7 protein-coding genes are annotated in these 14,632 nt (G+C 55.2%); 5 read left to right on the forward strand and 2 right to left on the reverse strand.

Features of this window, described 5'->3' with window-relative positions; translation table 11 throughout:
- Positions 1-47: 47 nt before the first annotated feature.
- Both B723_RS20835 and B723_RS20840 read right to left on the reverse strand, forming a co-directional pair.
- A complete protein-coding gene (locus B723_RS20835; RefSeq protein ID WP_144425257.1) occupies positions 48-7,226 on the reverse strand; it encodes a hypothetical protein in 7,179 nt (2,392 codons plus the stop codon).
- Positions 7,227-7,411: 185 nt separating this feature from the next.
- Positions 7,412-7,774: a response regulator gene (locus B723_RS20840; protein WP_017338734.1), complete on the reverse strand. Its 363-nt coding sequence runs from the start codon at positions 7,772-7,774 to the stop codon at positions 7,412-7,414.
- Positions 7,775-8,035: 261 nt separating this feature from the next.
- On the opposite strand from B723_RS20840, the gene B723_RS20845 reads away from it, so the two are divergent.
- From B723_RS20845 to B723_RS20865, 5 genes are all read left to right on the forward strand, one after another.
- Entirely contained in the window at positions 8,036-11,527 is a 3,492-nt protein-coding gene (locus B723_RS20845) for a response regulator (RefSeq protein ID WP_017338735.1), read from the forward strand.
- Positions 11,527-12,360 carry a CheR family methyltransferase gene (locus B723_RS20850; protein ID WP_017338736.1) on the forward strand — a complete coding sequence of 278 codons (834 nt, stop codon included), beginning with the start codon at positions 11,527-11,529 and terminating at the stop codon, positions 12,358-12,360. The genes B723_RS20845 and B723_RS20850 overlap by 1 nt, the downstream gene beginning before the upstream one ends.
- Entirely contained in the window at positions 12,357-12,950 is a 594-nt protein-coding gene (locus tag B723_RS20855; RefSeq protein ID WP_017338737.1) for a chemotaxis protein CheB, read from the forward strand. Before B723_RS20850 ends, B723_RS20855 begins: the two co-directional genes overlap by 4 nt.
- Positions 12,944-14,125 (forward strand): hybrid sensor histidine kinase/response regulator, encoded by a 1,182-nt coding sequence (locus B723_RS20860; protein WP_017338738.1) that lies wholly within the window; start codon positions 12,944-12,946, stop codon positions 14,123-14,125. The genes B723_RS20855 and B723_RS20860 overlap by 7 nt, the downstream gene beginning before the upstream one ends.
- A gap of 77 nt (positions 14,126-14,202) precedes the next feature.
- Positions 14,203-14,580 (forward strand): response regulator, encoded by a 378-nt coding sequence (locus B723_RS20865; protein ID WP_017338739.1) that lies wholly within the window; start codon positions 14,203-14,205, stop codon positions 14,578-14,580.
- Positions 14,581-14,632 lie beyond the last annotated feature (52 nt).

The raw sequence follows: 14,632 nt of genomic DNA on the forward strand, positions 1-14,632 counted from the left end.
GTCGTGCTGGACAATATTGGCAGGACGTTAATTAGCCGTCTTTACGATTACGCGGTTTTCAGCCCGTTGATGGCAGCAGTCCATAGTGGACCCGTTGGGTCCGCCCATCCTGTGTTGGGGGGCGTCACACTGTTGTCGGTAGTGATGATCATCTTACCTTCGTTTGCCCAGGTCGCCATTTGGGCTTTGAGTTGCGTTGTGTAATCACGTGCACGACAACTGATTCCTGCCCATGAATCGGTGATATACGCGTTGTCGAACTCAGGCTCGGTAAAGTGGCGCGTTACAGGAGTAGGCCCCGACGGTCCGCCTACCATTGTGAAGGCATGGCCGTTCATGTGCCAAACTCTGGCGGCCCCGCCATTCCTCTGAATGATCTCCATGGACACTTTGGCCATATGGTCACAGTTTCCGGCACCGGTTTTGAGTAACACCTCAACAGTATCGGGTTTACCCCACCTGGAGTACTCCCATAAAACGACCGGCTGGGTGAGCTCCACCCGCTGTACATCAATGGGATCGCCGGAGTTGCGCTGATTAAACGGTCCAAGCCCGGTCGCCTCAACTTGTTTGAGCACCTGCTCTTTTGCGTAATCCGCGTATAAACGGTTTTTACTGGCTTGCGCTAACATGTTAAAGGCAGGAGGCTTGGGCATCGTTTCGATTTTTATCGCTGGAATGACAATCTCGACATTGAAGTTTCCGATATTATTTTTCAAGGCCGTCACGACAAGGTCACGCTTTTGTTCATCTGTTAATCGTAACATTTTTCTTTTGAAATCTGCCAGATCTGCAGGGCTTAGTTTGTTGGTTGCCTCCAGGTCGCGATACAATGAATCTATAGTTGGCAATAGGATGAAATCGTTTTTAGGCAGGAGTTGGCCATTAGGCAGGAGCTTGGCTGCGGCCTCAATAAAAGGGTCCTTGAGTTGGTGATAGTCCGTAATAAGGGCCTTTCCAAGGCCCGTATCTGAGTGGCTGATACGTGTAAATACGACGTTGTTGGTTGTCCTTCCGTCATATTTGCAAAAGTAAAATAGCCCAGTGTCTACTTCTGCCACTAAGTAGGTGTTCTGGCCACGTACAACAAACGCTCTTACTTCACGAGCATCAGAAAGTCCATGAATAATATCGTTAATTTTGACGACGCGGGTCGCAGCGTTAACGTCGTTATCGATATATGTGCCTGCAAATCCGAAGTGGTCATTTTTAATGATGCTGCCTGTAGTGGTCGCTTTGAATTGTAGAGGCACTGTCAATTCTTCTGGTCTGCAGTTCGTGTAATCGTAATTACACTTGTATATACGTCGCTCATGAACTACCCGGGGATCGACGCCTTGTTCTGCCGGTCGCGGATACAGACGCTTATGTTCAAGCGCTTGTGCTCTTTTTCCCGCGACGGAGCGGACGCTGGAAATCATTTTTGAGAAACAGTTACTTGTTGCTCGCTTGGATCTACCCCCACTGCAAATCGCCTCGAATCCCTCAAGGTCCTTGAAATAAGCCGGTGATGCTATGTCGTTCAGGGCTTCGGGATGTTTCGGGTCAAACCGATAAACCTTATCGCCCACCACAACATCAACCCCCGTTGTACGCTGTATGACGTGCGATTCGGTGTCGAAAAGTCTTGAAGGTGTGAGAGGGTTTGTCCCGTCGCTGAATGTTGTACGTTGCAAAGGGATGGAGCTGTCGGGCATGAAGTTTTCCAGCGGTGGACCGTAGGGCCGGCTGCGGGTCGTATCAAACGCGTACCATTTGCCGTCTTTAAATAGCGCCGTGATGGGGGCGGCCTGACTTCCGGATGCTGCGGCTTTGAAGGTTCCGCTGGTAATGTCCGCGCGTTTTGACAGGTCAGCCGAGTTTATGGCCTTTGAAATGCCGAAGAGTTTTCTGCTCTGACCTATTCCTATTCTGGCTGCGCGATAAGCGTCCACACCCAATTGACACACCGAGTTTATTGCGGTTCTTGCGAGTTTCCCTAGACCATCGAACGGATTCGCCGAGGAGACCAGGGTGCTGCTGGCAATCCAGGTGGTCTTCAGGGCTTTAGGAATGAAATTTGCGCCGGACTTTACAACTTTAGCGATTTTTCCAGTGGCGCCAACGCCTGGAATAACGAAGCCTAATACGTCTAGCTCGCAGTCCAGGACTGCGCCTCTAACGTTACCTTGCATTGCATTCTCGATGCATGATTTGAACGGTACCAAGCCCAAAAGGAACTCGTTGATCACGCGGTCCGTTTCAGCAATTTGCTCTGTGTCGGTGATGCCTCTGGCAAGTGAATACAGCTCTTCGCGCCCGGGCATGAAGTGTTCTTCAACCAATGTAGAAGCCATAAAGCGCACGTTAGTGTCAGAAGCATGCATGTTCGCTACGGTAGTCACGTCAAAGCTGCCCGGTTTGAACCACACGCGCTTTTCCTTGGGAATGAGTTCCTCTATTATGACGGCTGAGCTGACCCCACTCTGTGGGGGGGTGCCGTCTTTATAAGCGCTCCAGTCGAAATTTTGCGATGTTGCAACTTGCGCTTTTACAATTCTGGGGTTATTGGTGGCGTGTACGTTCTGTATCTTTCCATCCAGAGGCAAGTTATTAGGAAGGTCTGTTCGTTTACGGATCTGCCCCGCGGAGGGGAAAATTTCATAGTAACAGATTTTTTGTCCGAGTTTGGCCTGAACCAATATTCCCTTGTGGGCTACCAGGGGTTTTATTATCTCTTCTGTTTGTTGGTTTAAAGGTACCGTCGCTGCGCTCCTCAACGTAAAGTAACGCTGTTTACCATATTGTAGGATCTTCCGGTCTTCCGACGGCAAATTGGAAAATAACTCCATAATTGCCGTTTTTGAGCCAGTGCGAGCATTGGTAAAGTAGTCAGTAAATTGTTTTTCAAATATTGGCCCAACCGGCTTCAGCAGGCTCAGCCTGGACCGGAATTGAGCGAACGGTAAATCGTCACTGGTGGAGTAATACTCAAAGGACGTCAGTTTTTCATTGATGTAAAGGTCCAGCATTGAATAATAAATTTCTGTTTCGGATCCCGGCCGGTCGGCTTTTAAAAGCACTTTTTCTTCGAACGGATAGTCCTTGCCGAAAACCCGAATCAGTTCTGCCCGTGCGATCTCTGTTCTTGAGGGCATGGGCGCTGTCAGGTATTCCTGAGCCTTGGCGAGTTGATCTGTATTTTTCTGAAATTTTTCACGAGCAATCTCAAGTTGCTCTTTTGAATAGATATCAGTCGGGCTTTGCTGGATAACTCCTTGGGATATCGCCCAATCAATAAGCGGATCCACAGACGACATTTGCGCTGCGATTTCCTCACCTACGTTAATCGGCTCGGTTGCGCCATACGCCATGACTTGTGCAAAGGTCATTTCGGGCACAGTGCCGGGGCTGATCTGTTCAATTCTGGCTGCCGCCATCCGCAGCGTTGCCCAGGTGTGGGACCCGCAGACCAGGTTGTCAGGCATGCTCCTGACAAGAAATTCTGGTGCGTTGGCCAATAACAAGTGGTGCGCGGCGACGGGGGCCATTCTCGAGGTGACTTTGCCGCTGGCTGCAAGATGATTTGCAAGGCGGGTGACAACTGTCGACGGCTTTGTGCCCCAGTTGGCCTCCTGAGTCAGGTTGTATCCACCCACATGGTTACGCGGCTCGCCTGGCGTGGCATCCAGTTCAAGTAACAACGCTGTCATCACCCATTCTTTTTCGCTGGAGGGTGTCGTAATTGCCCCAAGTTTCGCCCCCAGCGCACGGCCCCACCTATCGGCGCTCTCGCTGTTCAGTAGCTGGTTCAATACGTGTGCAGGGTCGTTGACTGGCAGGCCTAGCCATAGATGGTCATACAAGCTGCCGACCAAGCCTGGCTTGAGCTGACTGGCCGTTTCGCTGATGAGTTGTCGTTGTGCAGGCGATGGAGGGACAGGGTTGTTCAGCGCGCCGCGGAAGTTACCATTCTCTGGGCCGGCAGGGAGGTTGAAGGTCACCACTTCAATCAGGTTGCGGACCTCCGCCACGGTTGTAGGCAGTTTCCATGGTATGTCGCTGATGAACCGGCGCACGCTGATCGCGCGTCGGGCTTCTGCCGGGTATTCATTGGCGAATGATGAATCTGGATGCACGGACATGGAACAATCGTTGAGGTCAAGGATTGTCCAATCAGTTTTGTCTTTAATAAGGGCAGCCAAGCTCCCCACCAGATAACTATGGGTGTACAGATCACCCAATTGTTGCTTCATGCGTTTAGATGATACTTCCGATCTGGGGTCGTCAGCGTTTACGGGCGAAAACGCCTGGGCGGCATTCAGTTCACTGATGCGCAGTCGTGCGTCAGTGACGGTCGGAGGCTGAGTTTCGCCATGAAAATCTCTGATAAGCGACAAGGGTGCTTGTGAAGATAATGGACTAAACATCCGTTCATTTTTTGGGTTAACGACTTTGATCGCCCTGAGTATTGGCCCGGCAACATCAGCCCATCCGGAGTGGTCAGTCAGCGAACACCCGTAAGCCGTGCCTTTTGCGACACCGGTCAGGGTACCGTCCATGGGGTTTACTCTGACTGTACTAACGTCCAGACCGACCTGAGTGATCCACTCTAAAAAAAACGGGTTTTGGAAAGCCCCGACAACATTCGACCAACACCGACCAAAGCTTGAATGACTCGGCACCGAAACGTGTGGGGCGAGAGTCGGCTCCTCAACAGAACGCAGCAACGCCTCGGTGTAGCGGGGAATCAGCTCCCTGTCGCCCGCGGCCCGCGAAGAGTCCATCCAGGTCACATTGCGTTTTCTGCGCAGCAAACCGATCACTTGCGTTGCAGCGTCAATCGGCGAATCCGCCGGACTGTTATCGACGGCTTCGTACGCATCGATATCCGGGTTTTTTGGTTCTTCCATCTTTTGAAGGTATTCAGTCAGACGCGCGACTTGAGTCGAATCGTTTTCTTCGAGGTCAAGAGTCGGTTCAACGTCATCGCCTTGAAGGTCGGCTGACACGAGCACCGTTTCTGCGTCGCGCTTGACTCTTTTAGAGCCCGACGGGGAATCTGCTTGAACAGGCGCCTCGTGATCATGGGTGGCTATCTGCGCGTCATGAATCAACTCGAAATAGGTTTTCTCGGGCGCCTGCGAGCTTGGCTGTTGTAACAACAGCGCAACCTGATTGATCAGTTGATCGTCATTGAGCAGGTTCTGCTCCGGGGATTCGTACATCAGCTCGAGGATGGCGTCTGACAGGGAGGGCTGCCCGTTGGCGACGGGGGCTTCCAGAATCCTTTCTACTTCATCCTCCAGCAACTCCTGATGCAAGGCTGGACTTTCAATATCGAGGGTGATTTCGCCAGGAGAATGGTCGGGGAACAGCTGACAGTACTGGTTATAAACAGCCGAGGCGGCCATAAAGGCGGCAGTGACGCTTGTCCCCGGATTATCCCTGGCAAGTTGAGTGGCTGCCGCTCCAGCCCCGAGGGCATGAGTGGCAAATTGAGTTGCTGCAGCACCAGCCAATGGCGCATTACTGGTAATGAACTCAGAGACTCTTGAGAGTGCTTCGTAGAGGTATGGGCCGAGTTTTTCCCACAAGGAGGGGACAGACTCAACGGTTCGTCCATAGACGGCTTGTTGTCCCAAACTGGACAGCATCGCGCTCTGTTCTTCGGATAAGGTAATGACCGAATCTGCGGCCGCGGCTGACGGAAACACGAGGGGGTCTTTGATTGTCGCCAAGAGATCGCGAACCGTTTGAGTCAACTGCTCCAGCGTGCCCATCTCTGGCGCTGCGGAGGGCGCCGCCGGGGATGCATCAGGCGTGGGCGATGACGCAGAATCCGTCTCGACAGGGTTGCGGTCGTCTGAGCGGGAGGCGGTTTGGAGGTTCGAGGATGCGAAAAAGTCATTCACCTCAGTTGCGGCTTTTTCTGAGGTGGCAGGCAAGGGGGGGATGGATACAGGCTGAACGTCTGTCGGGATGATATCGCTGGGGGCGGTCGGCATTACCGGATCCGCGACCCGATTGAGCGCATAAGACAAACCTGCTCGAAGGGCTGTGTCTCCCCCAAGTCCATTAACTGCATTTAATGTATACACGAGTGCTTGCGCGAGACTTCCGTCATGTCTCAGCGGTGTGGTGCCTACGTCGTGATGAAAACGAGACTTCGTTTCGACTTCCTGCATGTCCAGGAGTAGCCGGGATTGCCGTGGCGCTACTTCGGAGCCTGGCTCAGACTCAACACCAAAGAGCATGTCACGAGCGGCCAGTAACCCGGAATTTGCGATGTTTACACCGAGTTTTCCGAGCTCGACAGTATTCTCAAGCCAACTCCGCTGAGGCTGGTTGTCGATAATTTCAATCGCCATTAACTGCTTGTGCAGCTTGTGTACTGCGCCCGGAAAGCTTTCCGACCAAACATGGCGCATGCCCGGGGTGGGTTCCTCTATTTCTTTGACAAACTCGGAAACGAATTTAGCCATCAACATTTTGACTTGCTGTGTCGAGGGGCGAGCCTCATTGAACTCCTCGAATGCCTCGCTCAGGACCTTCAACTTCCCCTCATGAAGGGACGAGACCGCTTCTTTCGTGAACGTTCGCAATGCCTTCCAAGTGTCATTGTCGAGCAATTCGCCGTCGGCGATTTTCTGATTTCGCTGCGACCGGGTTAATTCCAGTTGCGTCTGGATAAATCCATGAACACTTTTGCCTTTGGTGTCATGGGGAAAATTGAAGTTTTCTCCGAGCGAACCGGCCCATTTTTCAGGGGGCAGGCAGCAGATGGTTTCTGCGAAGTCTTCTCGAGAGAGCCCGGCCGCCGGGATGATCCAATCCATGACGGCCGGTACGAGCAATGGCACCAGCGATTTACCCGTGTCAGTTTGCAGAATGCCGGATCGGAGTATTTGTATAAATTCTTTCTCAGAGACAGGTTGGTTTCGCAATTGACTCTGGATCGATGACCATTTCCTTTCAAGAGAAGACTGGTCAAATATTGAGCATTGTTTCAAACCCTCTGCGGTGCTGTTGGTGCCTGAGTACACCGGAGGTGGGATCGGAGCGTCCGGATCAATGGGGGGAGTACTCCCTGACCTGACTTGATCAAACGGTACTTCGAATGCTTTTACTGTCGGGCTGGACCGCGTTTTCGCTTCGGAGAATCTGTTGCGGGGCAGGGGAGGTGCTGTTTCAAACGGGGTCGCAGAAGTGGAGCGAGCTGTAGCGGTTGCATTGGCCGTGTGCATGAGGACTCTATCTATACGCGGAATGAGAAAAACCTGGACTGCCCTCGGTAACAGGCAGTCAAGGCATCGGGCCGCGAAAGATAGGCGATCTGTCTATTTGAAAAATGATGAGACTATTTGTGAATCATCGGGTTTTATCCATACGTGTTCTTCGCAATGAACACCCCAACGCATGGCTCAGCTCTTCATTTGCCGAGAATGCCTTTGACCTTGTCCCGCAACTGGTCAATGGAAAACGGCTTGCCGATCACATGCATCCCTTGAGGTACTTCTATGCTTTCGGCATAACCGCTGGCAAACAGGATCGGCAACTCGGGGCGAACCATGCGTGCCTGTGTGGCCAGTTCACGACCATCCATCACCGGCAACCCGACGTCGGTCATCATCAGGTCGATGTGCTGATCTTCATCGTTGAGAAACTCCAGCGCCTGTTCGCACCCGTCAGCCTCGAGCACCTTGAATTCCAGTTCATCGAGGACATCGACTATCAGCATGCGCACGATGGCGTCGTCTTCGACGACCAGGATTATGGATTTATCGGCGGACATAAGGGGGCTCTCAACAGTTGAATTCGCGGTGGCCGGTCGATCAAAAACACCGGGCTCTAGCATGAGTAAGTGAAGGAACCCGACAAGTTCCCGGCCACGCCATAAAAAGAATAGCCGCATACGGGCCGGCAAGGATAACCGCTCCCATGTGCTGGAGCAGCTGAATGTAGGATTTTGCGCGAAAACACGTCAGAAAAATGGATCAAACCGGCGGATTTGGGGCAAACTCCTTGGTTTTCAACAGTTCGACAAGGCCTCCCCATGACCACCGCGTCCTCGGTTGACGAGCAACGATTCCGTAAACTCCTGAGCCGCAACGTCAGCCTGCCATTGGGCGTCGGCGTACTCAGTGCGGTGTTCTTTGTTTCGCTGATCACTTATTTGCTGTCGGTGATCCAATGGGTCGAGCACACCGACCGGGTGATCAATAACGCCAATGAAGCGGTGAAGCTGACCGTTGATCTTGAAACCGGCATGCGTGGCTTCCTCCTCACGGGCGACGAGAAGTTCCTCGAACCCTACGAAACCGCCCGGCCGAGAGTCGCGGTGGCGGTCAAGACCTTGCTTGAACTCACTGCGGACAACTCGGTACAAACGGATCGGCTGCAAAGGCTCCAGGCCTTGCAGAATGAGTGGGCTACGTATGCGCAAAACATGATCGACCTGCAGCGCGCCGGCGGTGATTACCGCAGCGCCGTTCAGGCCGGGCGCGGCAAACGCCTGACCGACGAGATCCGCAAGCAATTCGAAGATGTGATCGACATGGAGCAGCAGTTGCGCACCGCGCGCAACGAAGAAGTGCGCCGCACCACGATCTGGAGCATTAGCCTATACCTAGTGTTCATCCTTGGTATCAGCGCGTTGCTGGCTTATATCGGCCGACGGGATTTGCTCAACCTGTCGCAAAGTTACAGCGCCACACTGGCCGCGCAACAAGCCAGTGCTCAGCGCCTGGAACAGCAGGCATGGCTGCGTAACGGTCAGACCGAGCTGGCCGAGCAGGTGCTGGGGCAATTGTCCCTGAATATGCTGGGTCGCAATATTCTGCAGTTTTGTGCGCAATACCTGGGCACGGCCGTCGCGGCTATTTATGTGCGTGAAGAACACGGCGGCCTCAAGCGGGTGGCGTCCTACGGCTTTTCCCGGGAGCAGGAAGAACGCAATCAGCAGATTTACAGCGATGAAGGGATTGTTGGCCAGGTGGCGCAACAGGCGCGCCTGATCCGGCTTGACCACGTTCCGAGCGACTATTTCAAAGTCACCTCCGGTCTCGGTGAAGGCCTGCCGCACAGCGTGCTGGTCGTGCCTACCAGCGATGACGATCGGGTCAACGGTGTCATTGAACTGGGCTTTTTGCGTCCGTTGAACGACCGCGACGTCGAACTCCTCGAGCTGATCGCCGGCAATATCGGCACTTCGATCGAGGCAGCACGCTATCGCCAGCGCCTGCAGGAGGTGCTGGCCGAAACCCAGCAGCTCAATGAAGAGCTGCAAGTCCAGCAGGAAGAGCTCAAGACGGCCAACGAAGAGCTGGAAGAGCAATCACGGATTCTCAAGGAATCCCAGGCGCATCTGGAAACCCAGCAGGTCGAGCTGGAACAGACCAACGAACAGCTCGCCGACCAGGCGCAGATCCTCGCCGAGCAGCGCGATGCCATGGACCTGAAAAACACCGAGCTCAATCAGGCCCAGACTCAGCTTGAAGAACGCGCCGAAGAGTTGCAGCGCTCGAGCAAATACAAATCCGAGTTCCTTGCCAACATGTCCCACGAACTGCGCACACCGCTGAACAGTTCGTTGATCCTGGCCAAGCTGCTGGCGGAAAACCCTCAGGAAAACCTCACCACCGAGCAGGTCAAGTTCGCCGAGTCGATCTATTCGGCCGGTAACGATCTGCTGAACCTGATCAACGACATCCTCGACATTTCCAAGGTCGAGGCCGGCAAGCTTGAGGTGCGTCCGGAGAACACCAGCGTCGCCCGTCTGGTCGACGGTTTGCGCGGAATGTTCCAGCCGATGGCCACGGACAAGAAGCTGGATTTCCAGGTTGATCTGCAACCCGGCGCGCCGACGATGATCTTCACTGACCGTCAGCGTCTGGAGCAGGTGATCAAGAATTTGCTATCCAACGCGGTGAAGTTCACCGAGCAAGGTTCGGTCAGCCTGACGGTGGCCAGTCAGCCAAACGAAGGCGTGGCGTTTATCGTCCGCGACTCGGGGATTGGCATTGCCGCGGATCAGCAGGAAAGTATCTTCGAAGCGTTCCGCCAGGCCGATGGCACCACCAATCGTCGTTATGGCGGCACGGGGCTGGGCCTGTCGATTTCTCGTGACCTGGCGGCCTTGCTTGGCGGTTCCATCAGCGTCACCAGCGAACCGGGGCAGGGCAGTGTGTTTACCCTGGTCTTGCCGCAGCAGTATGTTGAACCGGGCGACACGCCGATCGAGCCGATGAAGGCTTCACCGGTGGTCATGACGCCGAAAATCGCACCCGCTGCGCTGGCGCCGCTGATTGCCGAAGTCGACATCCCGCGCTTCAACGATGACCGCACGAATGCGCCGTTCACGACGCGCTGCATTCTGGTGGTCGAGGACGAGCCGAACTTCGCGCGCATTCTCTACGACCTGGCGCACGAACTGGGTTACCAGTGCCTGGTGGCCCATGGCGCCGACGAAGGCTACGACTTGGCCAGGGAATACATTCCCGACGCGATCCTGCTGGACATGCGCCTGCCGGATCACTCAGGTTTGACCGTGCTGCAACGTCTCAAGGAACACGCCGATACCCGACACATCCCGGTGCACGTGATCTCGGTCGAAGATCGCGTCGAAGCCGCCATGCACATGGGCGCGATCGGTTACGCGGTCAAGCCGACCACCCGCGAGGAGCTCAAGGACGTGTTCGCCCGCCTCGAAGCCAAGCTGACCCAGAAGGTCAAGCGCGTGCTGCTGGTGGAAGACGACGATTTGCAGCGCGACAGCATTGCCCGGTTGATCGGCGACGAGGACATCGAAATCACCGCCGTCGGCCTGGCGCAGGATGCGCTGGACCTGCTGCGCACGACGATTTTCGACTGCATGATCATCGACCTGAAACTGCCGGACATGCTCGGCAACGATCTGCTCAAGCGCATGTCGACCGAGGATATCTGTTCGTTCCCGCCGGTGATCGTCTACACCGGGCGCAACCTGACCCGCGACGAAGAGGCCGAGCTGCGCAAGTATTCGCGCTCGATCATCATCAAGGGTGCGCGCTCGCCGGAGCGTTTGCTGGATGAAGTCACACTCTTTCTGCACAAAGTCGAATCCCGGTTGTCCCATGAACGGCAGACGATGCTCAAGACCGCGCGCAGTCGTGACAAGGTCTTCGAGGGTCGCAAAGTGCTGCTGGTGGACGACGATGTTCGCAACATCTTCGCCCTCACCAGCGCGCTGGAGCATAAGGGTGCAATCGTGGTCATTGGCCGGAATGGCCGGGAAGCGATTGAGAAATTGAATGAAGTAGAGGACATCGATCTGGTGTTGATGGACGTGATGATGCCGGAGATGGACGGTTTTGAGGCGACGACCTTGATTCGTCAGGACCCACGCTGGCGCAAGCTGCCGATCATTGCGGTGACGGCCAAGGCCATGAAGGACGATCAGGAGCGCTGCCTGCAGGCCGGTTCCAACGATTACCTGGCCAAGCCTATCGACCTGGATCGCCTGTTCTCGCTGATTCGCGTGTGGCTACCGAAGATGGAACGCATTTAGTGGAACGCATTAGTTCAGTGGAGCGAAACAGCGAAATCGAATTGCGGTTGTTGATCGAGGCGATCTACCTCAAATACAGCTATGACTTTCGCGATTATTCTGGCGCATCGATCAAGCGTCGCGTCCACCACGCGTTGAGCCAGTTCGAGTGCGCCACCATTTCGGCGCTGCAAGAGAAAGTGCTGCACGATCCAATGGCATTCATGCAGCTGCTGCAATTGCTGACGATCCCGGTCAGCGAGATGTTCCGCGATCCTTCGCATTTCCTCGCCATTCGCAGGGAAGTGGTGCCGCTGCTCAAGACTTATCCCTCGATCAAGATCTGGATCGCCGGTTGCAGCACCGGTGAAGAGGTCTATTCGATGGCGATCCTGCTGCGCGAAGAAGGCTTGCTCGATCGCACCATTATCTACGCCACCGACATCAATCCGCGTTCGCTGGACAAGGCCAAGCAGGGGATTTTCTCCATGGAGAATGTCCGCGCCTACACTCACAACTACCAGCAGGCAGGTGGCCAGCGTTCGTTCGCCGACTACTACACGGCGGCGTACGGCTACGCGATTTTCGACAAGAGCCTGTGTGAGAACGTGACCTTCGCTGACCACAGCCTGGCGACCGACAGTGTTTTTTCAGAAACTCAGTTAATTTCGTGTCGTAACGTATTGATTTACTTTAATAAAAAGCTTCAGGATAGGGCGTTCGGGTTGTTCCACGAATCCCTTTGTCATCGTGGTTTTCTGGTGCTGGGCAGCAAGGAAACCCCGGAGTTTTCGGCCTTCGGCAACCAGTTCGAGCCTTTGGTCAAACAAGAACGGATCTACCGTAAATCATGAACAACGCAGCGCAGTTGTCTTCTGTGGAGGCTATCGTGATCGGTGCATCAGCCGGCGGCGTCGAGGCGTTGCTGAGTATCCTCAGCCCGCTGCGTGAAGGCTTCGTGCTGCCGATCATTGTGGTGCTGCACCTGCCCGACGAGCGTCGCAGTCACCTGGCCGACGTGTTTGCCCGACGCGTGGCCATGCGTGTTCAGGAAGCCCGTGACAAAACGTCGATCGAAGCCGGGACGCTGTATTTCGCCATGCCCGGCTATCACTTGTCGGTGGAGCAGGACCGCACCTTTTCCCTGAGCCTGGAAGACCGCGTGCATTATTCGCGGCCTGCGATCGATTACCTGTTCGAGTCAGCTGCCGATGCCTACGGCCCGGCGCTGGCCGCCGTCCTGTTGACCGGCGCCAACCGCGATGGCGCAAGCGGCATGGCCAGGGTCAAGCGTCGTGGCGGCCTGACCATCGTGCAGGACCCGGATGAAGCCCAAGTCGCGACCATGCCCTTGGCGGCGCTGGATACCCATCAGCCAGACCATGTTCTCCCCTTACGCGGCATTGGCCGTCTGCTTGTCGAGCTGGAACGAATAGCATGCTAAGTAACATCCAAGCCAAACTGCTGATCGTCGACGATCTGCCGGAGAACCTTTTGGCGCTCGAAGCGCTGATCAAGCGTGAAGACCGCATGGTCTACAAGGCCTTGTCCGCCGACGAAGCCTTGTCGCTGCTGCTGCAGCACGAATTCGCGATGGCTATTCTCGACGTGCAGATGCCTGGCATGAACGGCTTCGAACTCGCCGAATTGATGCGCGGCACGGAAAAAACCAAGAACATTCCGATTGTGTTCGTCAGTGCCGCCGGCCGTGAACTGAACTATGCGTTCAAAGGTTATGAAAGCGGTGCCGTCGACTTCCTGCACAAGCCGCTGGATATCCACGCGGTCAAGAGCAAGGTCAACGTGTTCGTCGACCTGTATCGCCAGAGCAAGGCCATGAAGCAACAGGTCGAAGCGCTGGAGCAGAGCCGCCGCGAACAACAAGCGCTGCTTGAACAGTTGCAGAGCACCCAGCAGGAACTGCAGCAGGCCGTCCGCATGCGCGATGATTTCATGTCGATCGTCGCCCATGAAGTGCGCACGCCGCTCAACGGTCTGATCCTCGAAACCCAGTTGCGCAAGATGCACCTGGCCCGGGACAACGCCGCGGCGTTCACCCTGGACAAGATGCACGCGATGGTCGACCGCGACGAACGGCAAATCAAAAGCCTGATCCGCCTGATCGAGGACATGCTGGATGTGTCGCGCATTCGCACCGGCAAGCTGTCGATCCGCCCGACACGCTTCGACCTGTCGGCATTGGTGCGCAACTTGCTGCAAAATTTCGCCCCGCAGATCGATGCCGCCGAATCCTCGGTCACGCTGGACGCCGAGCAACCGGTGCAGGGCAACTGGGATGAATTTCGCATTGAACAGGTGATTTCCAACCTGCTGACCAATGCGTTGCGTTACGGCGCCAAGAGCCCGATCAGCGTGAAGGTGTACAGTGAGAACGATCAGGCGCTGGTGGAAGTGCGCGATCAGGGGATCGGCATCGATCAGGAAAACCAGAAGCGTATTTTCCAGCAGTTCGAGCGCGTGACGGCCAGGCATGCCGTGGCCGGGCTGGGCCTGGGGTTGTTTATTTCAGAACAGATTGTGACCGCCCATGGCGGTTCCATCACCGTCGAGAGCCGGATTGGCGAAGGCGCCTTGTTTCGCGTTTGTCTGCCGCTGTAGGAAAACAGCCGGATAAACGCAACCTCTGATCGACCCCGGGGTCGTATCAGCAGCTATTGACCGAACAAAGGCTTCCCATGAGTGAAGATGCACAAGACGTCGTACTGATCGTCGAAGATGACCCCTCGATTCTGATGGTGCTGTCGGCCTATCTGTCGGGTGAGGGCTACCGGGTGTTGCAGGCGGAAAACGGCGAGCAGGCCTTCGAGATCCTGGCGAGCAAGCCGCACCTGGACATGATGATCACCGACTTTCGCCTGCCGGGCGGGATCTCTGGCGTACAGATCGCCGAACCCGCCGTGAAACTGCGACCGGAACTCAAGGTGATTTTCATCAGCGGCTACCCGCAGGAAATCCGCGAGACCGACAGCCCGATCACACGCAAGGCGCCGATTCTGGCGAAGCCGTTTGATCTGGATGTGTTGCAGGAGATGATGCAGGAGATGCTGTCGTAGTCGTCTGTTGTATGCGTACCTGTAATTTCTGACAGTTGACGATAGCCCTGCA

Origin of the sequence: Pseudomonas fluorescens NCIMB 11764 (assembly GCF_000293885.2) — a bacterium.
GTDB lineage: Bacteria > Pseudomonadota > Gammaproteobacteria > Pseudomonadales > Pseudomonadaceae > Aquipseudomonas > Aquipseudomonas fluorescens_B.